At 63.9% G+C, this 24399-nt stretch carries 35 protein-coding genes; 32 read left to right on the top strand and 3 right to left on the bottom strand.

The features are described from left to right. Window positions 1-82 precede the first annotated feature (82 nt). From rplC to rplQ, 27 genes are all read left to right on the top strand, one after another. Window positions 83-799, top strand: coding sequence for a 50S ribosomal protein L3 (gene rplC, locus IVA79_RS06650; RefSeq protein WP_246916903.1), 717 nt, complete (start codon window positions 83-85; stop codon window positions 797-799). A gap of 1 nt (window position 800) precedes the next feature. Continuing rightward, window positions 801-1421: a 50S ribosomal protein L4 gene (rplD, locus tag IVA79_RS06645; RefSeq protein WP_020508797.1), complete on the top strand. Its 621-nt coding sequence runs from the start codon at window positions 801-803 to the stop codon at window positions 1419-1421. Then, on the top strand, window positions 1418-1720 hold the full coding sequence (locus tag IVA79_RS06640) for a 50S ribosomal protein L23 (protein WP_008136362.1): 303 nt from the start codon (window positions 1418-1420) through the stop codon (window positions 1718-1720). The genes rplD and IVA79_RS06640 overlap by 4 nt, the downstream gene beginning before the upstream one ends. Before the next feature lie 12 nt (window positions 1721-1732). Further along, window positions 1733-2566 carry a 50S ribosomal protein L2 gene (rplB, locus tag IVA79_RS06635; RefSeq protein ID WP_247551140.1) on the top strand — a complete coding sequence of 278 codons (834 nt, stop codon included), beginning with the start codon at window positions 1733-1735 and terminating at the stop codon, window positions 2564-2566. A gap of 12 nt (window positions 2567-2578) precedes the next feature. Further along, window positions 2579-2857 carry a 30S ribosomal protein S19 gene (rpsS, locus tag IVA79_RS06630; RefSeq protein ID WP_008136357.1) on the top strand — a complete coding sequence of 93 codons (279 nt, stop codon included), beginning with the start codon at window positions 2579-2581 and terminating at the stop codon, window positions 2855-2857. Window positions 2858-2867: 10 nt separating this feature from the next. Further along, window positions 2868-3254, top strand: a complete 387-nt coding sequence (rplV, locus tag IVA79_RS06625) for a 50S ribosomal protein L22 (protein WP_028137020.1) — start codon at window positions 2868-2870, stop codon at window positions 3252-3254. 17 nt (window positions 3255-3271) lie between these two features. Beyond that, window positions 3272-3997, top strand: a complete 726-nt coding sequence (rpsC, locus tag IVA79_RS06620) for a 30S ribosomal protein S3 (protein WP_014494500.1) — start codon at window positions 3272-3274, stop codon at window positions 3995-3997. Window positions 3998-4027: 30 nt separating this feature from the next. Further along, entirely contained in the window at window positions 4028-4441 is a 414-nt protein-coding gene (gene rplP / locus IVA79_RS06615; protein WP_008136349.1) for a 50S ribosomal protein L16, read from the top strand. 5 nt (window positions 4442-4446) lie between these two features. Continuing rightward, complete coding sequence (gene rpmC, locus IVA79_RS06610; RefSeq protein ID WP_011088144.1) at window positions 4447-4653, top strand: 50S ribosomal protein L29; 207 nt, start codon at window positions 4447-4449, stop codon at window positions 4651-4653. A gap of 13 nt (window positions 4654-4666) precedes the next feature. Further along, a complete protein-coding gene (rpsQ, locus tag IVA79_RS06605) occupies window positions 4667-4915 on the top strand; it encodes a 30S ribosomal protein S17 (protein ID WP_097658742.1) in 249 nt (82 codons plus the stop codon). Window positions 4916-4998: 83 nt separating this feature from the next. Then, entirely contained in the window at window positions 4999-5367 is a 369-nt protein-coding gene (gene rplN / locus IVA79_RS06600; protein WP_007603030.1) for a 50S ribosomal protein L14, read from the top strand. Beyond that, the gene (rplX, locus tag IVA79_RS06595; protein WP_007603031.1) at window positions 5367-5681 is read left to right on the top strand and encodes a 50S ribosomal protein L24; all 315 of its coding nucleotides are present in this window, start codon (window positions 5367-5369) and stop codon (window positions 5679-5681) included. Before rplN ends, rplX begins: the two co-directional genes overlap by 1 nt. Then, the gene (rplE, locus tag IVA79_RS06590) at window positions 5674-6231 is read left to right on the top strand and encodes a 50S ribosomal protein L5 (protein WP_247551138.1); all 558 of its coding nucleotides are present in this window, start codon (window positions 5674-5676) and stop codon (window positions 6229-6231) included. Before rplX ends, rplE begins: the two co-directional genes overlap by 8 nt. A 46-nt stretch (window positions 6232-6277) precedes the next feature. Continuing rightward, a complete protein-coding gene (rpsN, locus tag IVA79_RS06585; RefSeq protein WP_018647251.1) occupies window positions 6278-6583 on the top strand; it encodes a 30S ribosomal protein S14 in 306 nt (101 codons plus the stop codon). A gap of 14 nt (window positions 6584-6597) precedes the next feature. Beyond that, window positions 6598-6996: a 30S ribosomal protein S8 gene (gene rpsH, locus IVA79_RS06580; protein ID WP_018322269.1), complete on the top strand. Its 399-nt coding sequence runs from the start codon at window positions 6598-6600 to the stop codon at window positions 6994-6996. 16 nt (window positions 6997-7012) lie between these two features. Further along, window positions 7013-7546 (top strand): 50S ribosomal protein L6, encoded by a 534-nt coding sequence (rplF, locus tag IVA79_RS06575; RefSeq protein ID WP_011088138.1) that lies wholly within the window; start codon window positions 7013-7015, stop codon window positions 7544-7546. Between the two features lie 11 nt (window positions 7547-7557). Further along, a complete protein-coding gene (rplR, locus tag IVA79_RS06570; protein WP_007603036.1) occupies window positions 7558-7920 on the top strand; it encodes a 50S ribosomal protein L18 in 363 nt (120 codons plus the stop codon). Window positions 7921-7967: 47 nt separating this feature from the next. Continuing rightward, window positions 7968-8564: a 30S ribosomal protein S5 gene (gene rpsE, locus IVA79_RS06565; RefSeq protein WP_014494507.1), complete on the top strand. Its 597-nt coding sequence runs from the start codon at window positions 7968-7970 to the stop codon at window positions 8562-8564. 25 nt (window positions 8565-8589) lie between these two features. Continuing rightward, window positions 8590-8784, top strand: a complete 195-nt coding sequence (rpmD, locus tag IVA79_RS06560; RefSeq protein WP_011088137.1) for a 50S ribosomal protein L30 — start codon at window positions 8590-8592, stop codon at window positions 8782-8784. Window positions 8785-8860: 76 nt separating this feature from the next. Next, window positions 8861-9346 carry a 50S ribosomal protein L15 gene (rplO, locus tag IVA79_RS06555; RefSeq protein ID WP_074116733.1) on the top strand — a complete coding sequence of 162 codons (486 nt, stop codon included), beginning with the start codon at window positions 8861-8863 and terminating at the stop codon, window positions 9344-9346. A gap of 148 nt (window positions 9347-9494) precedes the next feature. Continuing rightward, window positions 9495-10826: a preprotein translocase subunit SecY gene (gene secY / locus IVA79_RS06550; protein WP_247551136.1), complete on the top strand. Its 1332-nt coding sequence runs from the start codon at window positions 9495-9497 to the stop codon at window positions 10824-10826. Then, window positions 10823-12034, top strand: coding sequence for a preprotein translocase subunit SecY (locus IVA79_RS06545; RefSeq protein WP_247551134.1), 1212 nt, complete (start codon window positions 10823-10825; stop codon window positions 12032-12034). The genes secY and IVA79_RS06545 overlap by 4 nt, the downstream gene beginning before the upstream one ends. Then, window positions 12031-12912 carry an adenylate kinase gene (locus IVA79_RS06540; protein WP_247551132.1) on the top strand — a complete coding sequence of 294 codons (882 nt, stop codon included), beginning with the start codon at window positions 12031-12033 and terminating at the stop codon, window positions 12910-12912. Before IVA79_RS06545 ends, IVA79_RS06540 begins: the two co-directional genes overlap by 4 nt. 184 nt (window positions 12913-13096) lie before the next feature. Further along, window positions 13097-13465, top strand: coding sequence for a 30S ribosomal protein S13 (gene rpsM / locus IVA79_RS06535; RefSeq protein ID WP_008549231.1), 369 nt, complete (start codon window positions 13097-13099; stop codon window positions 13463-13465). 133 nt (window positions 13466-13598) lie between these two features. Then, the gene (rpsK, locus tag IVA79_RS06530) at window positions 13599-13988 is read left to right on the top strand and encodes a 30S ribosomal protein S11 (protein ID WP_007603045.1); all 390 of its coding nucleotides are present in this window, start codon (window positions 13599-13601) and stop codon (window positions 13986-13988) included. A 114-nt stretch (window positions 13989-14102) separates the two neighbouring features. Beyond that, window positions 14103-15134: a DNA-directed RNA polymerase subunit alpha gene (locus tag IVA79_RS06525; protein ID WP_063195091.1), complete on the top strand. Its 1032-nt coding sequence runs from the start codon at window positions 14103-14105 to the stop codon at window positions 15132-15134. Window positions 15135-15274: 140 nt separating this feature from the next. Beyond that, on the top strand, window positions 15275-15691 hold the full coding sequence (gene rplQ, locus IVA79_RS06520; protein WP_247551130.1) for a 50S ribosomal protein L17: 417 nt from the start codon (window positions 15275-15277) through the stop codon (window positions 15689-15691). A gap of 78 nt (window positions 15692-15769) precedes the next feature. Here the strand turns inward: rplQ and IVA79_RS06515 are convergent, their stop codons facing one another. Continuing rightward, entirely contained in the window at window positions 15770-16747 is a 978-nt protein-coding gene (locus tag IVA79_RS06515) for a tripartite tricarboxylate transporter substrate binding protein (protein ID WP_247551128.1), read from the bottom strand. Window positions 16748-16948: 201 nt separating this feature from the next. On the opposite strand from IVA79_RS06515, the gene IVA79_RS06510 reads away from it, so the two are divergent. Next, window positions 16949-17737 carry an SDR family oxidoreductase gene (locus IVA79_RS06510; RefSeq protein ID WP_247551126.1) on the top strand — a complete coding sequence of 263 codons (789 nt, stop codon included), beginning with the start codon at window positions 16949-16951 and terminating at the stop codon, window positions 17735-17737. An 8-nt stretch (window positions 17738-17745) separates the two neighbouring features. Continuing rightward, window positions 17746-18042 carry a DUF1330 domain-containing protein gene (locus IVA79_RS06505; RefSeq protein WP_247551124.1) on the top strand — a complete coding sequence of 99 codons (297 nt, stop codon included), beginning with the start codon at window positions 17746-17748 and terminating at the stop codon, window positions 18040-18042. A gap of 107 nt (window positions 18043-18149) precedes the next feature. Here IVA79_RS06505 and IVA79_RS06500 read toward each other — a convergent pair whose 3' ends face one another. After that, entirely contained in the window at window positions 18150-19163 is a 1014-nt protein-coding gene (locus IVA79_RS06500; RefSeq protein ID WP_247551122.1) for a zinc-binding alcohol dehydrogenase family protein, read from the bottom strand. A 121-nt stretch (window positions 19164-19284) separates the two neighbouring features. Between IVA79_RS06500 and IVA79_RS06495 the strand changes: the two genes are divergently transcribed. After that, window positions 19285-19662 (top strand): helix-turn-helix domain-containing protein, encoded by a 378-nt coding sequence (locus IVA79_RS06495; RefSeq protein WP_018322281.1) that lies wholly within the window; start codon window positions 19285-19287, stop codon window positions 19660-19662. Between the two features lie 38 nt (window positions 19663-19700). Here IVA79_RS06495 and IVA79_RS06490 read toward each other — a convergent pair whose 3' ends face one another. Then, window positions 19701-21308 carry an OprO/OprP family phosphate-selective porin gene (locus IVA79_RS06490; protein ID WP_247551120.1) on the bottom strand — a complete coding sequence of 536 codons (1608 nt, stop codon included), beginning with the start codon at window positions 21306-21308 and terminating at the stop codon, window positions 19701-19703. A gap of 323 nt (window positions 21309-21631) precedes the next feature. Here IVA79_RS06490 and IVA79_RS06485 point away from each other — a divergent pair, with 323 nt between their 5' ends. Further along, window positions 21632-23038, top strand: coding sequence for a DegQ family serine endoprotease (locus IVA79_RS06485; protein ID WP_247551118.1), 1407 nt, complete (start codon window positions 21632-21634; stop codon window positions 23036-23038). Beyond that, window positions 23035-24372, top strand: coding sequence for a replication-associated recombination protein A (locus IVA79_RS06480; protein WP_247551116.1), 1338 nt, complete (start codon window positions 23035-23037; stop codon window positions 24370-24372). Before IVA79_RS06485 ends, IVA79_RS06480 begins: the two co-directional genes overlap by 4 nt. The last annotated feature ends 27 nt before the right edge of the window (window positions 24373-24399 follow it).

The raw sequence follows: 24399 nt of genomic DNA, 5'->3' as shown, positions 1-24399 counted from the left end.
GGGCGCCGGTTTTCGGATCGGGTCATGCTCACTTACGAAGATTAGCTAGTCCGCAAGGACAGAAAGAACAGGAAGCAAGCCGATGCGCTCCGGAGTGATCGCACAAAAGGTCGGGATGACGCGGGTCTTTACAGAGGCCGGTGAACATATCCCCGTGACCGTGCTGAAGCTCGGCAATTGCCAGGTCGTAGGCCACCGCACCGAAGAGAAGAACGGTTACGTCGCGCTCCAGCTTGGTTCTGGCAGCCGCAAGACCGTTTACATGCCCAAGGCAGAGCGCGGCCAGTTCGCGGTCGCCAAGGTCGAGCCGAAGCGGCAGGTCGAGGAATTCCGCGTCTCCGCGGATCAGATGATCCCCGTCGGCGCCGAGATCCTTGCGGACCACTTTGTCGTCGGCCAGTTCGTCGACGTCACCGGCACCTCGGTCGGTAAGGGCTTCGCTGGCGGTATGAAGCGCTGGAACTTCGGCGGTCTGCGCGCCACCCACGGCGTCTCGGTCTCGCACCGCTCGATCGGTTCGACCGGCGGCCGTCAGGACCCCGGCAAGACCTGGAAGAACAAGAAGATGCCCGGCCACATGGGTGTCGACCGCATCACCACGCTCAACCTTCGCGTCGTCCAACTCGATGTCGAGCGCGGCCTGATCCTCGTCGAAGGCGCCGTTCCCGGCTCCAAGGGCGGCTGGATCCGCGTGCGCGACGCCGTCAAGAAGCCGCTGCCGAAGGAAGCTCCGAAGCCCGGCAAGTTCAAGGTTGCGGGTGGCGAAGCCGAGGCTGCGGCCCAGCAGGAGGGTGCGTAAGATGGAATTGAAGGTCACCACCCTCGAAGGTAAGGAAGCCGGCTCGGTCCAGCTGTCCGACACCATTTTCGGCCTCGAGCCGCGCCAGGACATCATTGCACGTTGCGTGCAGTGGCAGCTCAACAAGCGCCAGGCCGGCACGCACAAGGCCAAGGGCCGCGCCGAGATCTGGCGCACCGGCAAGAAGATGTACAAGCAGAAGGGCACCGGCGGTGCTCGTCACGGCTCGGCCCGGGTGCCGCAGTTCCGCGGCGGCGGTCGTGCCTTCGGTCCGGTGGTGCGCTCGCACGCCACCGACCTGCCGAAGAAGGTCCGTGCGCTGGCGCTCAAGCATGCGCTCTCGGCCAAGGCCAAGGACGGCGATCTCGTCGTGATCGAGAAGGCCGCGCTGGAAGCCGCCAAGACCAAGGCGCTGCTCGGTCACTTCTCGGGTCTGGGCCTGACCAACGCCCTGATCATTGACGGCGCCGAGCTCAACAACGGTTTTGCCGCCGCGGCCCGCAACATCCCGAACATGGACGTGCTGCCGATCCAGGGCATCAACGTCTATGACATCCTGCGCCGTCAGAAGCTCGTTCTGACCAAGGCCGCCATCGATGCGCTGGAGGCGCGCTTCAAATGACGAAGAACATCGAGCCTCGCCACTACGACGTGATCCTGTCGCCGGTCGTGACCGAAAAGGCGACGATCGCCTCTGAGCACAACAAGGTGCTGTTCAAGGTGGCCGCGAAGGCGACCAAGCCGCAGATCAAGGAAGCGATCGAGAAGCTGTTCGACGTCAAGGTCAAGAGCGTCAACACGCTGGTCCGCAAGGGCAAGACCAAGGTCTTCCGCGGCAATCTCGGCTCGCAGTCGAACAGCAAGCGCGCGATCGTGACCCTCGAAGAGGGCCACCGGATCGACGTCACCACCGGTCTGTAAGGTCGCACGACGATGGCACTGAAGACATTCAATCCTACGACGCCGGGCCAGCGCCAGCTGGTCATGGTCGATCGTTCGGCCCTCTACAAGGGCAAGCCGGTCAAGGCGCTCACCGAGGGCAAGCACTCCTCGGGCGGCCGCAACAACACCGGTCGCATCACCGTGCGCTTCCGCGGCGGCGGTCACAAGAAGACGCTGCGCACCGTCGACTTCAAGCGCGAGAAGATCGACGTCCCCGCGACCGTCGAGCGGCTCGAGTATGATCCGAACCGCACCGCCTTCATCGCGCTGATCAAGTATCAGGACGGCGAGCAGGCCTACATCCTGGCGCCGCAGCGCCTGGCCGTGGGCGACACCATCATCGCCGGCAACTACGTCGACGTGAAGCCGGGCAATGTCATGCCGCTCGGCAACATGCCGGTCGGTACGATCATCCACAACATCGAGGTCAAGATCGGGAAGGGCGGCCAGCTCGCCCGTTCCGCGGGCACCTACGCCCAGCTCGTCGGCCGCGACCAGGACTACGTGATCATCCGCCTGAATTCGGGCGAGCAGCGCCTGGTGCACGGCCGTTGCCGCGGCACGATCGGCGCGGTGTCGAACCCGGACCACATGAACACCTCGATCGGCAAGGCCGGCCGTAACCGTTGGCTGGGCCGCAAGCCGCATAACCGCGGTGTCTCGATGAACCCGATCGACCATCCGCACGGCGGTGGTGAAGGTCGTACCTCGGGCGGCCGCCACCCGGTCACCCCGTGGGGCAAGCCGACCAAGGGCAAGAAGACCCGCACCAACAAGTCGACCAACAAATTCATTCTCCTAAGCCGCCACAAGCGGAAGAAGTAAGGAACGCCGGACATGGTTCGTTCAGTCTGGAAAGGCCCGTTCGTCGAGGGTTCTCTGCTCAAGAAGGCAGATGCCGCCCGCGCGTCCGGCCGTCACGACGTCATCAAGATCTGGAGCCGTCGCTCGACGATCCTGCCGCAGTTCGTCGGCCTGACCTTCGGCGTCTACAACGGTCAGAAGCACGTGCCGGTGGCCGTCAACGAGGAAATGGTCGGTCACAAGTTCGGCGAGTTCTCGCCGACCCGGACCTTCCACGGCCACTCCGGCGACAAGAAAGCCAAGAAGGCTTAAGGATTAAACGATGAGCAAACCTAAGCGCGAACGGAGCCTCGCCGACAACGAGGCCAAGGCGGTCGCCCGGATGCTGCGGGTGAGCCCGCAGAAGCTCAACCTGGTCGCCCAGCTCATTCGCGGCCGGAAGGCTGCTGCTGCGCTCGCCGACCTGCAGTTTTCGCGCAAGCGGATCGCGGTCGACGTGAAGAAGTGCCTGGAATCGGCTATCGCCAATGCCGAGAACAACCACGACCTCGACGTCGACGATCTCGTCGTGGCGCAGGCCTTCGTCGGCAACGGCCTCGTGATGAAGCGCTTTGCCGCTCGCGGCCGTGGCCGCTCGGGCCGTGTCTACAAACCATTTTCGCAGCTGACGATCATCGTTCGTCAGGTCGAAGCTGAAGCCGCCGCTTAAGGGCGCAGGAGAACACGATGGGTCAAAAGATCAATCCGATCGGTCTGCGCCTCGGCATCAACCGTACCTGGGATTCCCGCTGGTTCGCCGGCAAGCAGGAATACGGCAAGCTGCTGCACGAGGACGTCAAGATCCGTGAGATCCTGCACAAGGAGCTCAAGCAGGCGGCCGTCGCCCGCATCGTGATCGAGCGTCCGCACAAGAAGTGCCGCGTCACCATCCACTCGGCCCGTCCGGGCGTGGTGATCGGCAAGAAGGGCGCCGACATCGACAAGCTGCGCAAGAAGGTCGCGGACATCACTTCGTCCGACGTCGTCATCAACATCGTCGAAATCCGCAAGCCGGAGCTCGATGCGACGCTGGTGGCCGAGTCGATCGCGCAGCAGCTCGAGCGCCGCGTGGCGTTCCGCCGGGCCATGAAGCGCGCCGTGCAGTCGGCGATGCGTCTCGGCGCGGAAGGCATCCGCATCAACTGCTCGGGACGTCTGGGCGGTGCGGAAATCGCGCGCATGGAGTGGTACCGCGAAGGTCGCGTGCCGCTGCACACGCTGCGCGCCGACATCGACTACGGCGTTGCGACCGCGTTCACGACCTTCGGCACCTGCGGCGTCAAGGTCTGGATCTTCAAGGGCGAGATCCTCGAGCACGATCCGATGGCCCAGGACAAGAGAATGGCCGAAGGCGAGACGGGTGGTAGTGGTGATCGTGGTGGCCGTCAGCGCCGCGACACGGCTGCAGCCTAAAGCCGCACAGGAATTTGAGGGCTCAAAGCCATGATGCAACCTAAGAAAACGAAGTTCCGGAAGGCGCATAAGGGCCGCATCCACGGCGTTGCGTCTTCGGGCGCGACGTTGGCGTTCGGCCAGTTCGGCCTGAAGGCGACCGAGCCTGAGCGCGTCACCGCGCGCCAGATCGAAGCCGCTCGCCGCGCGCTGACCCGCCACATGAAGCGTGCGGGCCGCGTCTGGATCCGCGTGTTCCCGGACGTTCCGGTGTCGAAGAAGCCGGCCGAAGTCCGCATGGGCTCCGGCAAGGGTTCGCCGGAATTGTGGGTCGCGCGCGTCAAGCCGGGCCGGGTGCTGTTCGAGATCGACGGCGTCAACACCCAGACCGCCCGTGAGGCGCTGACCCTGGCGGCCGCCAAGCTGCCGATCAAGACGCGCTTCGTCGAGCGCATTGCGGAGTAATGGCCATGGCCCAGATGAAGATCGAAGACATCCGCGCGATGAGCCCCGACCAGCAGGATGACGCCATCCTGAACCTGAAGAAGGAGCGCTTCAACCTGCGCTTCCAGCGCGCCACCGGGCAGCTCGAGAACACCTCGCGCCTGCGCGAGGCCCGCCGTGACATCGCCCGGATCAAGACCGTCGCCGCGCAGACGCGCGCGAAGAAGAAGTAAGAGGCTTACGAAGATGCCGAAACGTACTTTGCAGGGCGTGGTCGTCAGCGACAAGCAAGCCAAGACCATCGTGGTGCGCGTCGACCGCCGCTTCACGCACCCGATCTACAAGAAGACGATCCGCCGTTCGAAGAACTACCACGCGCACGACGAGAGCAACCAGTTCAAGCCGGGTGACATGGTGTGGATCGAGGAATCGAAGCCGATTTCGAAGTTGAAGCGCTGGGTCGTGATCCGGGGCGAACACAAGAAAAGCGCCTGATCTGTTGGCTTTAGCCGACTGACTTCAGGGAAATGTTGAGCGCCGGCTGGGCTGGCGCAAAGAGAAGAGGACGAGGTGCATCAATGATTCAGATGCAGACCAACCTCGACGTGGCCGACAATTCTGGCGCACGCCGTGTCATGTGTATCAAGGTGCTCGGGGGCTCCAAGCGCCGCTACGCCACGATCGGCGACATCATCGTCGTCTCGATCAAGGAAGCGATTCCGCGTGGCAAGGTGAAGAAGGGCGACGTGATGAAGGCCGTCGTGGTGCGCGTCCGCAAGGACATCCGCCGCGCCGACGGTTCGGTCATTCGCTTCGACCGCAACGCCGCCGTGCTGATCAACAATCAGTCCGAGCCGGTCGGCACCCGTATCTTCGGGCCCGTGCCGCGCGAGCTGCGCGCCAAGAACCACATGAAGATCATCTCGCTCGCGCCGGAGGTGCTGTGATGGCTGCGAAGATCCGCAAGGGCGACAAGGTCGTCGTGCTGACCGGCCGCGACAAGGGCCGCACCGGCGAAGTGTTCGAAGTGCGTCCCGACGCCGGCACGGCGCTCGTGCGCGGCATCAACATGGTCAAGCGTCACCAGAAGCAGACGCAGGCCCAGGAGGGCGGCATCATCTCGAAGGAGTCGCCGATCCAACTGTCCAACATCGCGTATGTCGGCAAGGACGGAAAGCCGACCCGCGTCGGATTCAAGATTCTGGCGGACGGCAAGAAGGTCCGCATCGCCAAGAGCTCGGGAGCTGAGATCGATGGCTGAGGCCGCTTACACCCCGCGCCTGCGCGCGGAATACGATGCGAAGATCCGCACGGCGATGACCGAGAAGTTCGGTTATGAAAACGTCATGCAGGTTCCGCGCCTGGACAAGGTCGTGCTGAACATGGGCGTTGGCGATTCCGTCAACGACCGCAAGAAGGCCGAGACCGCCGCTGCCGAGCTGACCCAGATCGCCGGCCAGAAGGCGATCGTGACCTTCTCGCGCATCGCGATTGCGACCTTCAAGCTGCGTGAGAACCAGCCGATCGGCTGCAAGGTCACGCTGCGCAAGGCCCGCATGTACGAGTTCATCGATCGCCTGGTGACGGTCGCGCTGCCGCGCGTCCGCGACTTCCGCGGCCTGAACCCGAAGAGCTTCGACGGCCGCGGCAACTACTCGCTCGGCATCAAGGAGCACATCATTTTCCCCGAGATCGACTTCGACAAGGTCACGGAAGCCCGCGGTATGGACATCACCGTCTGCACCACGGCCAAGACCGACGAAGAGGCGAGGGCCTTGTTGACCGCTTTCAATTTCCCGTTCCGGCAGTGAGACGCTGACCTAAAGCCTCTCAAACGCGGATACCCAGGAGCCAAGCATGGCAAAGAAGAGTTCAGTCGAGAAGAACAACCGGCGCAAGCGGATGGTGAAGAACGCCGCCGCCAAGCGTGAGCGGTTGAAGGCGATCATCGCCGACAAGAAGCTGCCGATGGAGGAGCGGTTCGCCGCCACCCTGAAGCTGGCGGAAATGCCGCGCAACTCGTCGGCGACCCGCATCCGCCTGCGGTGCGAGCTGTCGGGCCGCCCGCGCTCGAACTATCGCAAGAACAAGCTGTCCCGTATCGCTCTGCGCGACCTTGGCTCCAAGGGCATGGTCCCGGGCCTCGTGAAGTCGAGCTGGTAAGGAGGGTCGTTTAGATGTCTACGCACGATCCAATCAGCGATCTGATCACCCGTATCCGCAACGCGCAGATGCGCTCCAAGACCAAGGTCTCCACGCCTGGCTCGAAGATGCGCGAGAACGTGCTCGAGGTCCTCAAGTCCGAGGGCTACATCCGCGGCTACGCCACGCTCGAGCATTCCTCGGGCCGCAGCGAGATCGAGATCGAGCTGAAGTATTTCGACGGCGAGCCCGTCATCCGCGAGATCGAACGTGTCTCCAAGCCCGGGCGTCGCGTCTACGCCTCGGTGAAGAACCTGCCGCGGGTCAACAACGGGCTCGGCATTTCGGTGTTGTCGACGCCGAAGGGGATCATGGCCGACCACAGCGCGCGCGACGCGAATGTGGGCGGTGAAGTCCTCTTCACGGTGTTCTGAGAAGGATTTTTGATCCATGTCACGTGTTGGCAAAAGGCCTGTGGCGGTGCCGTCGGGTGTTACCGCGACCGTCGACGGGCAGACCGTCAAGATGAAGGGGCCGAAGGGCCAGCTTCAGTTCGTCGTTCATGACGACGTCGAGGTGAAGCTCGAGAGCGGCCAGATCAAGGTCAAGCCGCGACTCGAGACTAATCGCGCGCGCGCGCTCTATGGTACCGCTCGCGCCCAGGTCGCGAATCTGGTCGAAGGCGTCACCAAGGGCTTCGAGAAGAAGCTCGAGATCACCGGTGTCGGTTACCGCGCCGCGATGCAGGGCAAGAACCTGCAGCTCGCGCTCGGCTACAGCCACGACGTGATCTACACGATCCCCGAGGGGATCACGATCACCGTGCCGAAGCCGACCGAGATCACGGTGACGGGCAGCGACATCCAGCGTGTCGGCCAGGTCGCGGCCGAGATCCGCAGCTATCGCCCGCCGGAGCCCTACAAGGGCAAGGGCGTGAAGTATGTTGGCGAATTCATCTTCCGCAAGGAAGGCAAGAAGAAGTAACGGAGCCGGTCATGTCCAAAGCCAAGGTTACCAATGCCCGGCGCAAGCGGAGTGTGCGGCTGAAGCTGCGCCGCTCCGGTGGTGGTCGTCCGCGTCTGTCGGTGTTCCGCTCGTCCAAGCACATCTACGCCCAGGTCATCGACGACCTGAAGGGCGAGACGCTGGCTTCTGCCTCGTCGCTCGAGAAGTCGATGCGCGACGGCGGCAAGACCGGCGCCGACATCGATGCGGCGAAGGCGGTCGGCAAGCTGCTGGCCGAGCGCGCCGCCGAGAAGGGCGTCAAGGAAGTCGTGTTCGATCGCGGCAGCTATCTCTACCACGGGCGCGTCAAGGCTCTGGCCGACGCGGCGCGTGAGAGCGGGCTGAGCTTCTAACAGAATTTGAGGATTGAGGCGCAAGCCTCTGAAGGATTGGAAAAACCATGGCAGCTGAACGCGAACAACGTGGTGGACGCGATCAACGCGGCGGCGGACGTGAACGCAGGGAGCGCGAGGAGCGCGACAGCGAGTTCGTCGACAAGCTCGTCCACATCAACCGCGTGGCCAAGGTCGTCAAGGGCGGCAAGCGCTTCGGTTTCGCAGCGCTGGTCGTGATCGGCGACCAGAAGGGCCGCGCCGGCTTCGGTCACGGCAAGGCGCGCGAAGTGCCCGAGGCGATCCGCAAGGCAACCGAGTCCGCCAAGCGCAACTTGACCCGCGTGTCGCTGCGCGAGGGCCGCACCCTCCATCACGACATCGCCGGCCGTCATGGCGCGGGCCGTGTCTACCTGCGTGCAGCTCCGGCCGGTACCGGCATCATCGCCGGCGGTCCGATGCGCGCCGTGTTCGAGACGCTCGGCGTCCAGGACGTGGTGGCGAAGTCGATCGGCTCGTCGAACCCGTACAACATGGTTCGCGCAACCTTCGACGCGCTGAAGCATCAGGATTCGCCGCGTTCGGTGGCAGCCCGCCGCAACATCAAGGTGTCCACCCTCCAGTCTCGCCGTATCGGCGGCGATGCCGAGGCGGCTGCCGACTAACGGAAGCTTTTCGGAGTAGACTCCCATGGCCAAGGCCGCAAAGACGATCAAGCTCGAGCAGACCGGCAGCGCAATCCGCCGCCATCACTCGCAGCGCTCGACGCTGATCGGGCTCAAGCTCAACAAGATCGGCCGCACCAGCGAACTGCCGGATACCCCGGCGGTCCGCGGCATGATCGAGAAAGTTCACCATCTCGTCCGCATCGTCGACGAGAAGTAAGCAAAGGCGCATGATCCCGAAGGGCGGGCTACCCGTTCTCGGCGAAGATCATGCGCAAGACACAAGGAGAAGGGCGATGAAGCTCAGCGATATCGCCGACAACGCCGGCTCGCGCAAGAAGCGTATGCGCGTCGGCCGGGGCATCGGTTCGGGCAAGGGCAAGCAGTCCGGCCGCGGCGGCAAGGGCCAGACCGCGCGTTCGGGCGTGCGCATCAAGGGTTTCGAAGGCGGCCAGATGCCGATGCATCGCCGTCTGCCGAAGCGCGGCTTCAACAACATCTTCCGCGTCGAGTTCGCCGAGATCAATCTCGACCGGCTCCAGGAAGCGGTCGATGCCAAGAAGATCGACGCCGGCAGCGTCGTGAACGTCGAGGCCCTGGTGAAGGGCGGCGTGCTGCGCCGCGCCAAAGGCGGCCTGCGGCTGCTCGGCCGCGGCGAGCTCAAGTCCAAGCTCAACATTGAAGTGCACGGCGCCAGCAAGACCGCGATCGCCGCGGTCGAGAAGGCCGGCGGTTCGGTGAAGATCCTCGCCCCTGCCAAGGAAGAAGGCGAGGCGGCGTAACAACTGCGTCATCGGCCCGCGGCTCGCGGGCCTTTACGCATGCGGGACGTGGACTTATCGAAGCCGAGCCCCAGATAATGTCCGGCGTCCGCGAGAGTAGCCCGGCCGCGGGCATGACGGCGCAATAGGCGGCGGGAGAAAGTCCAAGATGGCCTCTGCAGCGGAACAACTGGCAGCCAATCTCAATTTCGGTGCGTTTGCCAAGGCTGACGAACTGAAGAAGCGCATCTGGTTCACCCTGGGTGCGCTGCTCGTTTATCGGCTCGGGACCTACATCCCGCTTCCCGGCATCGATCCCAACATCTGGGAGCAGGTGTTCCGCTCCCAGGCGGGCGGCATCCTCGGCATGTTCAACATGTTCGCCGGCGGCGGCATCCACCGCATGGCGATCTTCGCGCTGAACATCATGCCGTACATCTCGGCCTCGATCATCATCCAGCTCCTCACCACCGTCTCGCCGCAACTCGAGGCGTTGAAGAAGGAAGGCGAGTCCGGCCGCAAGCTGCTGAACCAGTACACCCGCTATCTCACCGTGATCCTGGCCGCGTTCCAGTCCTACGGCATTGCGGTTGGCCTCGAGGGCGCCGGCAACGTCGTCAGCGACCCCGGCATGTTCTTCCGCCTCTCCACGGCCATCACGCTGACCGGCGGCACCATGTTCCTGATGTGGCTGGGCGAGCAGATCACCTCGCGCGGTATCGGCAACGGCATCTCGCTGATCATTCTCGCCGGCATCGTCGCTGAGCTGCCCGCCGCGCTCGCCAACATGCTCGAGCTCGGCCGTCAGGGCGCAATGTCGACCGGCCTGATCCTGGTCGTCATCATCATGGCGGTCGCCGTGATCGCGTTCATCGTGTTCATGGAGCGCGCGCAGCGTCGCCTCCTGATCCAGTATCCGAAGCGCCAGGTCGGCAACAAGATGTTCGAGGGCCAGTCCTCGCATCTGCCGCTCAAGCTCAACACCTCCGGCGTGATCCCGCCGATCTTCGCGTCCTCGCTGCTGCTGCTGCCGACCACGGTCGCCAATTTCAACGCGGGCAGTGGGCCGGAATGGTTCCAGTGGATCACCACCCAGCTCGGCCACGGCCGTCCGCTGTTCCTGATCATGTATCTGGCGCTGATCGTGTTCTTCGCCTTCTTCTATACCGCGATCGTGTTCAATCCGACCGAGACTGCGGACAATCTGAAGAAGCACGGCGGCTTCATTCCGGGCATCCGCCCCGGCGAGCGCACCGCCGAATATATCGACTACGTGCTCTCGCGCGTCACAGTGTTAGGTGCGATCTATCTGGCGATCGTCTGCTTGATCCCGGAGATCCTGATCTCCTACGCTTCGGTGCCGTTCTACTTCGGCGGCACCTCGCTGCTGATCGTCGTCAGCGTCACCATGGACACGGTGGCGCAGGTGCAGGGCTATCTGCTGGCGCATCAGTATGAAGGCCTGATCCGCAAGTCGAAGCTGCGCGGCCGCCGTAGATGAGTAGGGAGCTCGCGCGCCGGATCGCTCTCACGATTGGCGCGCTGCTCCTTTTTCGGCTGGGCACGCAGATCCCGATCCCGGGGCTGGATGCTTCGCGGCTGGCGTCGTTGCCCAGCTTCAACGACCGCCTGTCGCTCTTTTCGCTTGGCCTCATTCCCTATCTGACCGCAGCGATCTTTGTCCGGTTGCTGTCCGTGGTGTGGCGCGGCCTGAGTTCGCTCGAGCGCTCAGGCGAGGACGGTCGACGCAAGGTCGCCCGTGCCACGCTGGGACTCACGCTGGCTCTTGCGGCCTTTCAGGCTTACGGCATCGCCTCCACGCTGATTTCCTTTCCGGAGCTCGTCAGGACTCCCGACGGGTGGTTTGTGGTAACGGCGACGGCCTCGATGGTTGGCGGCGTCTTCCTGCTGGTGTGGCTCAGCGAGCAGATCACCCACTACGGCATCGGCAACGGCCTGGCGCTGATCTTGAGCGTCGGCATGCTCGTCTCGCTGCCGCGAGACGTCGCTGGCATCGCAAATGTCGTGCGGAGCGGGGCGGTCTCGGGCAATCTCGTGATCATCCACGCCGTGCTCTGGGTCGTGACTATCGCCGTGATCGTGCTGGTTGAAGGCGCGCGGCGAAATGTTCGGGTCGAGTTCGGCGCGCGCGAAGTCGGCGCGCGGCAATTGCCGGCACGCGATGCCATACTGCCGATCAAGCTCAATAGCGCCGGGTTCCTGATTCCGGTCACCGTCGCGCCGTGGATCTTCTTTCTGCCGCTTGCCCTTGCCGGCTTCGTCCTGGGCGGCGATCACCCGCTCGTCAATGCGGCCTACCGGCACTTCCAGCTGGGCCAGCCGGTGCACATGATCCTGGTGTCGATCGCCGTCTTCCTGCTCGCCTTCGTTTACACGGCCCATGTCGTCGATCCCGAGCACACAGCCAAATCTTTGGCGCAGCGTGGTGGCAGAATTCCCGGTGTTGCGCCTGGCGAGGCGACTGCCGACTATCTCGATCGCGTCGTGTCATTGACGACGGTCGTCGGAGCCGTCTACCTGACTGCGTTGCAGTTGATTCCGGAGGTGTTCGACCTTTACGGGATCGGTCTGCCTTATAGTATGGTTGTCGATGGTGGTGCGGCGCTGATTGTGGTTTGCACTATTCTCGATCTTCAAACGCAGGTGCGCGAGGTATCGCTCACCAATCCGGGGGGCGTACGCCGATGAGAATTATACTTCTGGGACCGCCGGGGTCGGGCAAGGGGACCCAGGCGCAGCTCTTGGTGCAGCGTTATGGCATCGTCCAGCTCTCGACCGGCGAGATGCTGCGCGCGGCCGTTGCGGCCGGAACGCCGGTCGGGCTGAAGGCCAAGGAGATCATGGCCAGCGGTGGCCTCGTGCCCGACGACGTCGTGGTCGGAATCATCTCCGATCGGATCGACCAGCCGGACGCCAAGAACGGTTTCATCCTCGACGGCTTCCCGCGCACCGTGCCGCAGGCCGAGGCGCTGGACGTGCTGCTCAAGCACAAGCACCTCAAGCTTGACGCCGTCATCGAGCTCCGCGTCAACGAGAGCGCGCTGCTCAGCCGAGTCGAGACCCGCGTCGCCCAGATGCGGGAGCGCGACGAGGAGGTCCGGCTTGACGACACCCCGGAGGTCCTGACCAAGCGGCTGGCCAGCTACCGCAGCCAGACGGAACCGCTGATTCACTACTATTCCGAGCGGCGGAAGCTCTCGACCATCGACGGCATGATGGCCATCGACGAGGTCACCCGCGCCATCCATCGCCAGCTCCTGGCGCTCGGTGCGGTCGAGCCCAAGACCCACGCCAGAAGCGCAGCCAAGGCGGCGCCGGCCAAGAAGGCCAAGGCGGGTAAGACGGCGACCAGGAAAGCAGCCAAAAAACCGGCAAAAACGGTCAAAAAGGGCGCCAAATCGGCCAAAAAGGCCGCCAAGTCGGCGGTGAAGGGCCCCAAGAAGGCGGCCAAGACGGCCGGCAAGAAAGCCGTCAAGAAAGCGGCGAAAAAGGCAGTCAAAAAGGCCATCAAAAAGGGTGCCAAGAAGGCTGCAAAAAAGGTCACGAAAAAGCGAGCCAAACGCTAGCAGCGGTTGACGAAAGCCCCTGGAATCCCCTAATAAGCCCCGCATCCAAGTCGGATAGTTTCAGACGATGCCGGGCCCCAGGAAGACCGGGGGTGGGCGTCGTGTTCGCGTTTGTGAACACCTGCCCGAGAACACAAGCACTTAAGCCCGGTCCTGACGAGGATCGGCGACAGGAGAGAAGGCCGTGGCCCGTATTGCCGGCGTGAACATTCCCACCAACAAGCGCGTGCTGATCGCGCTCCAGTACATCCATGGCATCGGTCAGAAGATCGCCGGTGAGATCCTGGAGAAGGTGAAGATCCCCGTGGATCGTCGCGTCAATCAGCTCAGCGATGCCGAAGTGCTCCAGATCCGCGAAGTGATCGACCGCGACTATCTCGTCGAGGGCGACCTGCGCCGCGAGGTCGGCATCAACATCAAGCGTCTGATGGACCTCGGCTGCTATCGCGGCCTGCGTCATCGTCGCGGTCTGCCGGTGCGCGGCCAGCGCACCCACACCAATGCGCGCACGCGCAAGGGTCCGGCGAAGGCCATCGCCGGCAAGAAGAAGTAAACTGGCGAATCGGGATTGCCGAATGGCGGGTAGGGAAGTCTCCCTATTCGCCATTCGCTACTCGCTATTCGCTTTTCACAGGTGTAGCCGCTGGCATTACGGCGGCGTTCGAGATCTCCAGGAAAGGTACTCAATGGGTAAGGAAGCCACCCGCGTTCGTCGTCGTGAGCGCAAGAACATCGCCTCCGGCGTCGCGCATGTGAACTCGTCGTTCAACAACACGACCATCACCATCACCGACGCGCAGGGCAACACCATTGCCTGGTCCTCCGCCGGCACGATGGGCTTCAAGGGCTCGCGCAAGTCGACCCCGTACGCCGCGCAGGTTGCCGCCGAGGACGTGTCCAAGAAGGCGCAGGAGCACGGCATGCGCACGCTGGAAGTCGAAGTTGCCGGTCCCGGTTCGGGCCGCGAATCGGCGCTCCGCGCGCTTCAGGCCGCAGGCTTCACCGTCACCTCGATCCGTGACGTGACCACGATCCCGCACAACGGTTGCCGTCCGCGCAAGCGTCGTCGCGTTTGATTTTTACGAGTTGCGGGCGCATCGGCGCCCGCAATGACTTTGCAAGAAGCCGCGGGAATGATCTGCGGCCTTTCTCCAACGCCAGTATTTGAACTGTCAAATTGACTGGCCTGTATGGGTGAAACAGTGACGATCCAGAAAAATTGGCAAGAACTGATTCGACCGAACAAGCTCCAGGTCACGCCGGGCAGCGATTCGAACCGTTTCGCGACCATCGTCGCCGAGCCGCTCGAGCGCGGCTTCGGCCAGACCCTCGGCAACGCGCTGCGCCGCATCCTGCTCTCCTCGCTCCAGGGCGCGGCGGTGCAGTCGGTGCATATCGACGGCGTGCTGCACGAGTTCTCCTCGATCGCGGGCGTTCGTGAGGACGTCACCGACATCGTGCTCAACATCAAGGACATCTCGATCAAGATGCAGGGCGAAGGCCCCAAGCGCATGGTCGTGAAGAAGTCGGGCCCGGGCGTCGTCACCGCCGGCGACATCCAGACCGTCGGCGACGTCGTGGTGCTCAACCCGGACCTGCAGATCTGCACCCTCGACGAGGGCGCCGAGATCCGCATGGAGTTCACGGTCGCTACCGGCAAGGGCTACGTGCCCGCCGAGCGCAACCGCCCCGAGGATGCGCCGATCGGCCTGATTCCGGTCGACAGCCTGTACTCGCCGGTCCGCAAGGTCTCCTACAAGGTCGAGAACACCCGCGAGGGTCAGATCCTCGACTACGACAAGCTGACCATGACGATCGAGACCAACGGCGCGATCTCGCCGGACGACTCGGTGGCTTACGCCGCCCGCATCCTGCAGGATCAGCTCAACGTGTTCGTCAACTTCGAAGAGCCGCGCAAGGAAGTCGCCCAGGAGATCATCCCGGACCTCGCCTTCAACCCGGCCTTCCTCAAGAAGGTGGACGAGCTCGAGCTGTCGGTGCGTTCGGCCAACTGCTTGAAGAACGACAACATCGTCTACATCGGCGACCTCGTGCAGAAGAGCGAAGCGGAAATGCTCCGCACCCCGAACTTCGGCCGCAAGTCGCTCAACGAGATCAAGGAAGTGCTGGCCCAGATGGGTCTGCATCTCGGCATGGAAGTGCCGGGCTGGCCGCCGGAGAACATCGACGAGCTCGCCAAGCGCTTCGAGGATCACTACTGAGCGAATTGGGATTGGCGAATAGCGAATGAAGAACCATTCGCTACTCGCCATTCGCTATTCGCGACTAGGGCGAACGCAGGAAGCCCACCTGAAAACCAGTCGCTGAACCACCGCGACACAATCGAAAAAGGACTACACACATGCGTCACGGCAAGGTTCATCGGAAGCTCAACCGCACGGCCGAGCATCGCCGCGCGATGTTCGCCAATATGTGCGCCGCGCTGATCAAGCACGAGCAGATCGTCACGACGCTGCCGAAGGCCAAGGAGCTTCGCCCGATCGTCGAGAAGCTCGTCACCCTCGGCAAGAAGGGGGGCCTCGCGATGCGCCGCCAGGCGATCTCCGAGATGCGCGACAAGGATCAGGTCAAGAAGCTGTTCGACGTCTTGGCGACCCGCTACAAGGACCGTCAGGGCGGCTACACCCGCATCATCAAGGCCGGCTTCCGCTACGGCGACAACGCCGCGATGGCCGTGATCGAGTTCGTCGACCGTGACGTCGATGCCAAGGGCCAGGATTCCGGTCCGGTGCAGGAAAAGGAAGCCGAGGCGGCGTAAGCCACTCAGCGCATATGAATTGAAAACGGCGCCCTCGGGCGCCGTTTTTGTTTCCGGGGCAGGTCGATGTCCGCAGGACTATTCTTCCTTGATCCCCGCCTTTTGCGCGATGTCCTTCATTTCAGCGGTCTCCTTGCCGATAGCGCCCGCCCAATCGCTGTAACGCGCGAAGCCGGGCTCGAAGCCGACCTTGGTGAAGCGCTCCGCCACGGTGGGATTGTTGATCGTCTGCTCCAGGGTCGACGACAGCTTGTCGTGAATGGCCGGCGGCAGGCCCTTGGGAGCGACCACGGCGCCCCACGACGCGAAATCGATATTGCCGTAGCCGAGCTCGGCGAGCGTCGGCACGTCAGGCAGGAATGGCGTGCGCTTGGCCGAGAACACGGCGAGCACCTTGACGGTGCCGGCCTCGATCTGCGGCTTGACCGCGATCACGGTGTCGACGTGGTACTGAATGTGCTTGCCGATGAGGTCGTTCATCGCTGGTGCACTGCCCTTGTAGGGCAGGTGGACCATCTTGACCCCGGCACCCGACTTGAACAGCTCGCCGGCGAAATGCGAGACGGTCGCCACGCCAAAGGATGCGAGCGACAGCTTGTCGGGATTGGCCTTCGCTTCGGCGACGAGCGAGGCCACGTCGTTGACCGGATTGTCCTTGTAGGTGACCAGCGCCAGCGTGATCTTGCCGACCTGGCCGAGCGGCTCGAAATCCTTGGCCGCGTCGTAAGGTACGCTTTCCTTCACGGCCGCCGGCAACGTGAAGCTCGAATTCGAGCTGAAGAACAGGGTGTATCCGTCGGGCGCCGCGCGCGCGACTTCCTTGGCCGCGATCGTGGTGCCGCCGCCGGGGCGGTTCATGATGATCACGGGCTTGCCGAGCCGCGTCTCCAGTTCGCCGCCAATGATGCGCGCGACGACGTCGGAGGCGCCACCCGGTGGGAAGGGGACGATCAATTGCAACGGTTTTTCCGGATAGACCGCTTGCGCCGGCGCGGGCGAATTGCCGGTCATAAGTCCGAGCAACCCGAGCGCAACAGTGAGGGCGGTTCTCTTCATCGCTTGGTCCTTCGTGTTCGCGTGAGCAAAGATGCCATGGTCTGCTTTAGCAATAATCATTCCACCTGCGGTCGAGGGCGGGCCGTGAGATCCAGATTGCTGCCGGAACAGCTCCCGATCGTCTCACTGATTGGTGAGCGTCGATTGCGATCCGGTCCGCCGCGTCCGATATCCCCGTCATCGATCTGATGGAGATATTACATGAACATCGACCTTTCCGGAAAAACTGCGCTGGTGACCGGCTCGACTGCCGGCATCGGCCACGCCATTGCCAAGGGCCTCGCCGCCTCAGGCGCCAGCGTCGTGATCAATGGCCGTAGCCAGGACAAGGTCGATGCCGCCGTGCGCAAGCTCGAAGGGACGGGCGCCAAGATCCGCGGCATTGCCGCCGACGTCTCGACCGCAGCAGGCTGCAAGGCACTCGTTGCGGCGCTGCCGGACGTCGATATCCTCATCAACAATGCCGGCATCTTCGAGCCGAAGGACTTTTTTGACATCCCCGACGAGGACTGGAGCCGCTTCTTCGAGGTCAACGTCATGAGCGGCGTGCGGCTGTCGCGGGCCTACATGAAGGGCATGCTCAAGCGCAATTGGGGCCGCATCGTCTTCATCTCCTCGGAGTCCGGGCTCAACATTCCCGTCGAGATGATCCACTACGGCATGAGCAAGACGGCGCAGCTGTCGGTCGCGCGGGGCCTGGCGCAGCTCACGCGTGGTACCGGTGTCACCGTCAATTCCGTGCTGCCGGGCCCGACCATGTCGGAGGGCGTCGAGACCTTCGTGAAGGATCTCGCAAAGCAAAACGGCCAATCGGTCGACGAGGCCGCGGCCAATTTCGTCAAGCAGCATCGCCCGAGCTCGTTGATTGCGCGCTTCGCCAGCGTCGATGAGATCGCCAATATGGTAGTCTACGTTGCCTCGAAGCAGGCGTCTGCGACCAACGGCGCGGCGCTGCGCGCGGAAGGCGGCATCGTCAATACCATTGCCTGAGGCCGCATATGACAGCCTATGTAATTTCCGAGGTCGAGATGCGCGATCCCGATGGATTTGAAGCCTACCGGACGCTCGCCGCGAAGACGATCGCGCAGTACGGCGGGCGCTATCTGGTGCGCGGCGGCAAGGCCGAACTGGCGGAGGGCAATCTTCCGCCGAAAGCCATCGTCATCGTCGAATTCGAATCGATGGCGCGGCTGAAGGAATGGTACGCCTCGCCGGAATATGCCGAGGCGCTGAAGATCCGCGCCGGTGCGCTGGAGCGGCGGCTGCTGTTCGTCGAGGGTGTGCCGGAAGCGTAGCTGCCGTAGGGTGGGCAAAGCGACAGCGTGCCCACGCACTTTTTGCGACCGAGAGAGGTGGTGGGCACGGCGCAAGTGCGCCTTTGCCCACCCTACGAGACCTTTGCCTACCACCCCTCCAGCACGATCTTGCCGCGCGACTTGCCGCTTTCGAGCAGCGCGTGCGCGCGCTTGAGGTTGGCGGCGGTGATCGTGCCGAAGGTCTGGTCGAGCGTGGTGCGCAACACGCCCTTGTCGATGAGGTCGGCGACGTCATTGAGCAGATGATGCTGCGCGATCATGTCCGGCGTCTGGAACGAGGAGCGGGTGAACATCGATTCCCAATGCACCGAGATCGCCTTGCCCTTGAACGTAGCCATGTTGAATTCCGGGGGATCGTCGATCAGGCCGAACCGGCCCTGCGGCGCCATGAACTCGGCGATCGATTTGTAATGCTGATCGGTGAAGGTGAGGCTCGCCACCAATGCGACCGGCGGCAGCTTGAGTTTTTCGATCTGCTCCTTCATCGGTTTGTTGTGGTCGATCACCGCATGCGCGCCGAGATCGAGGCACCATTTTTGCGACTCCGGCCGCGTTGCGGTGGCGAGCACTGTGAGGCCAGTGAGGCGGCGCGCGAGCTGGATCAGGATCGAGCCGACGCCGCCGGCGCCGCCCGTGATCAAGAGCGTGCGTGGATCGACGCTCTTGCCGGGCACCCCGCCGAGACGGTCGAACAGCAGTTCCCACGCGGTGATGGAGGTGAGGGGAAGGGCGGCTGCTTGAGCAAACGAGAGCGACTTCGGCTTGTTGCCGACGATGCGTTCGTCGACCAGATGGAATTCGGCATTGGTGCCCTGGCGCAGGATCGAGCCGGCGTAAAACACCTCGTCGCCCGGCTTGAATAGCGAGACCTCGGGGCCGACAGCGTCGACCACGCCGGCCGCGTCATAACCCAGGATCTTGGTCTCGCCCTCGGGAGGGACGGCGCGCTTGCGCACTTTGTAATCGACCGGATTGGCCGAGATCGCCTTCACGGCGACACGGATGTCGCGCCCCTTGGGTTCCGGCTTTGCGGTCTCGAAATCGAACAATGAATCCGCATCCTCGATCGGAAGCGATTTTTTGTAGCCGACGGCCTTCATGGCTTGTCTCCATCAGATGGCGTGTTCGCCTACCGCTCTAACTGTCGCCCTGGCTTCCAATTGGCAAGTACTGTAATTTCGGGGATATAGTCCCTGTTTGGATACTATTGGAAAAACAAGCATGAAACGGCGAGACTTTGCCCGTCGTCCCGGCTGCTCGGTCGAGGCGACGCTGGATCTGATCGACGGCAAATGGAAGGGCGTGATCCTCTATCACCTGCAGAGCGGCACCCAGCGTTTCGGCGAATTGCGCCGCCGGATGCCCGGCATCACCCAGCGTATGCTGACAAAACAGCTTCGCGCGCTGGAGGAGGACAAGCTCGTCATCCGCAAGGTCTATGCCGAGGTGCCGCCGCGGGTGGAGTATTGCCTCTCCGAGCTCGGCGAGAGCCTCAAGCCGGTGATCGATATCCTGAAGGCTTGGGGCGAGAGCCATCAGCAGCGACTGTCCTGTGCGCCGGCGCCCGTGGTCGTGAAGAAGCCGAAGCGCGCGGCTTAAATATCCGGGAGCGGTGTGCCGCTCCCGGATGAACGAGCTTAGAACGCGAACTGCGTACGCATGGCGACGGCGTCGAACTTCGAGCCGACATCGGCGGTCGAGATCGGTGAGGCCTGCCGCGACACGGTGCCGTGCAGGTAGTCGAGCATGAAGCGGACGTTGCCGTTGACGTACCAGTTGAGCGCGAGCGTGTAGACCGTCTGTCGTCCGCCGGCGACGCCGCTCGCGGTTGCGAGCTGGTCGTTGAGGTCGATCGTCGAGAAGCGTCCGGCGATCTCCCACGCGCCCCAGCCCCCGCCGTCGAGTGAGAACGGATGCGCCGGCTTGACGCCGCCATAAGCCGCGTTCGCCGCGTTGTAGCTGCGGCCTTCGCCCGTCAGCACGTAGCCGGCCTGTGTATAGCCGCCCTGGAATTTCAGGCTGGGCGCGCCGACCAGCGGCACGCCGGTGTTGGCGGTGCGGTCGACATTGTACCAGAAGTATTCACCCTGGACGATGAACGGCCCGTAGGTCGCCGCCGCCTCGACGCTGTAGACCTGCGCGCCGGAGGCGTTGGCGATCGCGCCGGTCGAGATCAGCGTCGTTGGATCAAGCCGCAGTTCCGGGCGGTCACTGAGCGTCACCGTCTGCGTGTTGGCGATGAGGTTGCGCGGCGGCTGGATCAGCCACTGAGCATCGGCGCCGATATGCACCGAGTAGTCCTTGCCGCTAATCGGATTACCGGCAATACGCGCCACAGCGCCATATTGCTCGCTCGTGCCCGGCGGCGCTGCGCTCGAGGCGGAATGAATCGCGCCGGTCGAGGGCCCCGTGACATAGCCGCCGATCCAGAGCTGGTCGTTGAACCAGCGCGCTCCGGCTGCGGAGCGGAAGTCGCCGGCGGCGATGTTGGTCGCGATCACGCCGGGCGAGGCACGCTCCATGAACATGATGTCGTTGGAGCTCGTGGCCTCGTCCATGGTGTAGGGCAGGTCCATGATGCCGGCTTCGATGGCCATCTTGCCGCCGAATGGCTTCAGGCCGGTGTAGCTGAGATAGGCGTTCTCGACGCCGGAGACACCGCCGCCGGGCAGCGATCCCGGAGCCGCCCCGCCAAATCCGTCGGAGGAGCCGCCGAAATCGTAGACCAGCGCGAAGTTCCAGTCGTTGAAGAATTTGCCGGTGACGCCGATGCGCGCGCGGCGAACGTTCTGGCCGCTGTCGAGCCTCTGCGGCACGGTGGCCGCGGTGTTGGGGCGATAATCGTAGCCGCCGACATCCCAGTGCACGCGGCTGGTGATCGCAACGCAGTTCGCCTGATCGGCGGTGCAGATGGTGGGCCGGTTGTTCGGCATCGTCACGACCACGCCGGAGGCGGGCGCCGGTCCCTTCACCGGGATCGCCGCGTTCGCATTGGCGACCGCGGCCTTCGCTTCCGACCGCGCTTCGGCCCTCACCTCCGCCTTGGCTTTCGCCGTGGCCGCGGTGTTCGCGGCGGTTTGGCTCTGGAGCTTGTCGAGCTTCTGCTCCAGCATCTTCAATTGTTGCTTGAGCAGCGCGATCTCCTGCTCGCTGCTGCTTGCCGATTGGGCCTGGGCCTGCGAGGCCGCCAGCGCGCCGGCGAGCCCAATCGCCGTGGCTGCAACTCTTGTTCTGCTCCTGCTCACGTCACGCCTCCATTGTTTGACGAACTTCCCCAACTTGCTGGCAAGTCGCTGCCGGAGAGCCTAGGTGTGATCGATGACTGCCCCGCGACGTTGCGCACCGTTGCGTTGGTTCCAACTGATGCAAATTCGCCGCAACCGAATCCGCTCGACGCTACAATGCGGGATGATGCACATCATGCCAATCGGGCCCTCAGGCAAATTGGCGATTCTCACGCTGAGCTTGCATCCCGGACACACCGGAAAGGGCTCCGAATTGCCGTCCGGCGCCCTTCTATTGAGGGGCGAACGCGCCTATATTCCGGCGTCTTTTCCAAGAGGTAGGAATGTTTCGAACGACCTGGACCGCCGCCGCCACGGCATTGTGCATAGCCCTTTCGGCCCACTTCAATCCGGCTGCGGCGCAGGACCGCCGCGTCCCGTCCTCGCCGGCCGAGCTGCGGCTGTCCTATGCGCCGATCGTGCAACGGGTGCAGCCGGCGGTGGTCAACGTCTATGCCGCCAAGGTGGTGCAGAACCGCAATCCGCTGCTCGATGACCCCATCTTCCGCCGCTTCTTCGGCGTCCCCGGCCAGCAGCCCGAGCAGATGCAGCGTTCGCTCGGCTCGGGTGTCATCGTCGATGCCTCCGGCCTCGTCGTCACCAACGTGCACGTCATCGAGGGCGCGGACCAGGTGAAGGTGTCGCTGTCGGACAAGCGCGAGTTCGAGGCCGAGATCCTCTTGAAGGATTCTCGCACGGATCTCGCCGTGCTACGGCTGAAGGACAGCAAGGAGAAATTCCCGACCCTCGACTTCACCAATTCCGACGAATTGCTCGTCGGCGACGTCGTGCTCGCGATCGGCAATCCCTTCGGCGTAGGCCAGACCGTGACCCACGGCATCATCTCGGCGCTCGCGCGCACGCAGGTCGGCATCACCGACTACCAGTTCTTCATCCAGACTGACGCTGCGATCAATCCCGGCAATTCCGGCGGCGCGCTGGTTGACATGAGCGGCAAGCTGGCCGGCATCAACACCGCGATCTATTCGCGCTCCGGCGGTTCGCAAGGCATCGGCTTCGCGATCCCCGCCAACATGGTGCGCGTCGTCGTCACCTCCGCCAAGAGCGGCGGCAAGGCGGTGAAGCGGCCGTGGCTCGGGGCAAAATTGCAGTCGGTGACGCCGGAGATCGCCGAGAGCCTGGGCCTGCGTTCGCCGACCGGTGCGCTGGTCGCGAGCGTGGTTTCGAACGGCCCGGCGGCGAAGGCCGGCCTGAAATCCTCCGATCTCATCACTGGGATCGACGGCCAGATCGTGGATGATCCCAACGCTTTCGATTATCGCTTCGCCACCCGTCCGCTCGGCGGCACCGCGCAGATCGACGTGCAGCGCGGCGGCAAGCCGGTCAAGCTGACGGTGGCGCTGGAGACCGCGCCCGATACGGGGCGCAACGAGCTCGTGGTCACGGCGCGCTCGCCGTTCCAGGGCGCGAAGGTCTCGACCATCACGCCGGCCGTTGCCGACGAGCTGCATCTTGACGCCGATACCGACGGTGTCGTGATCACCGATCTTGGCGGCGACAGTGCGGCCGCGAATGTCGGCTTCCAGAAGGGCGACATCATTCTCGCGGTCAACAACCAGAAGATCAGCAAGACCGGCGACCTCGAAAAGGCCGCCGGCGAGCGCCCGCGGATCTGGCGCATCACGCTGGTGCGCGGCGGCCAGCAGATCAACGTCACGCTGGGCGGATGAGTCCGAAGCGACCACAGGAAACGCCAACGCTCTTCGCTGCGGCGGGGCTCGACCACGACGCCCCGCATCCGCTGCCGGATCGCTTACGCCCGCGCGCGTTGTCGGAGGTCGTCGGCCAGGACCATATCCTCGGCCCCGACGGGGCGCTGACGCGCATGCTGGACACCCGCACGCTGGGATCGCTGGTATTCTGGGGCCCGCCCGGCACCGGCAAGACCACGGTGGCGCGGCTCTTGGCGGATGCGACGGATCTGCATTTCGAGCAGATCTCCGCAGTGTTCTCCGGCGTTGCCGACCTGAAGAAGGCTTTCGATGCCGCGCGCGCCCGCCGCGAGATGGGCAAGGGCACACTGCTGTTCGTCGACGAGGTGCATCGCTTCAACCGAGCCCAGCAGGATTCGTTTCTGCCCGTGATGGAGGACGGCACGGTGGTCATGGTCGGCGCCACCACCGAGAATCCGTCGTTCGAGCTCAACGCGGCGCTTCTGTCCCGCGCGCGGGTGCTGGTGTTCCGCTCGCTCGATGCGGCCGCAATCGAAAAACTGTTCGCGCATGCCGAGGAGGTCGAGGGCCGCAAGCTGCCGCTCGATGAAGAGGCGCGCGCCGTGCTGGTGCGCATGGCCGACGGCGACGGAAGGGCGTCGCTGACGCTCGCCGAAGAGGTCTGGCGCTCGGCGCGGACGGACGAGATTTTCAATGCCGCGCAGTTGCAGGACATCCTGCAGCGCCGGGCACCGATCTACGACAAGTCGGCCGATGGCCACTACAACCTGATCTCGGCGCTGCATAAGTCGGTGCGCGGCTCCGATCCTGATGCGGCGCTGTATTACCTCGCGCGCATGCTGGACGCCGGCGAGGACCCGTTGTTCCTGGCTCGCCGCGTCGTGCGCATGGCGGTCGAGGACGTCGGGCTCGCCGATCCGCAGGCGCTCGTCATCGCCAACGCCGCCAAGGACGCTTTCGACTTCCTCGGCCATCCCGAAGGCGAGCTCGCGATCGCGCAGGCCGTGGTCTATCTCGCCACTGCACCGAAATCGAACGCGGTCTACACCGCCTTCGGCACGGCGATGCAGGTGGCAAAACAGGCCGGCTCGCTGCTGCCGCCCAAGCACATCCTCAATTCCCCGACCAAGCTGATGAAGTCGGAAGGCTATGGCGCAGCTTACGAATACGACCACGACGCCCCGGATGCCTTCTCCGGCCAGGACTACTTCCCGGAAGCCCTGGGCCGCCAGACCTTCTACGACCCGCCCGAGCGCGGTTTCGAGCGCGAGATCAGGAAGCGGCTGGATTACTGGGCGAAGCTGCGCAAGGAGCGGGGTGGCACAGGCTAGAGGTGGCCATTTCGCCGTGACGGCAGC

The organism is Bradyrhizobium sp. 138 (assembly GCF_023074075.1).
Taxonomy (GTDB): domain Bacteria; phylum Pseudomonadota; class Alphaproteobacteria; order Rhizobiales; family Xanthobacteraceae; genus Bradyrhizobium.
The sequence above is the reverse complement of the archived record's forward strand: the minus strand, read 5'-3'. Positions and strand labels throughout refer to the sequence as shown.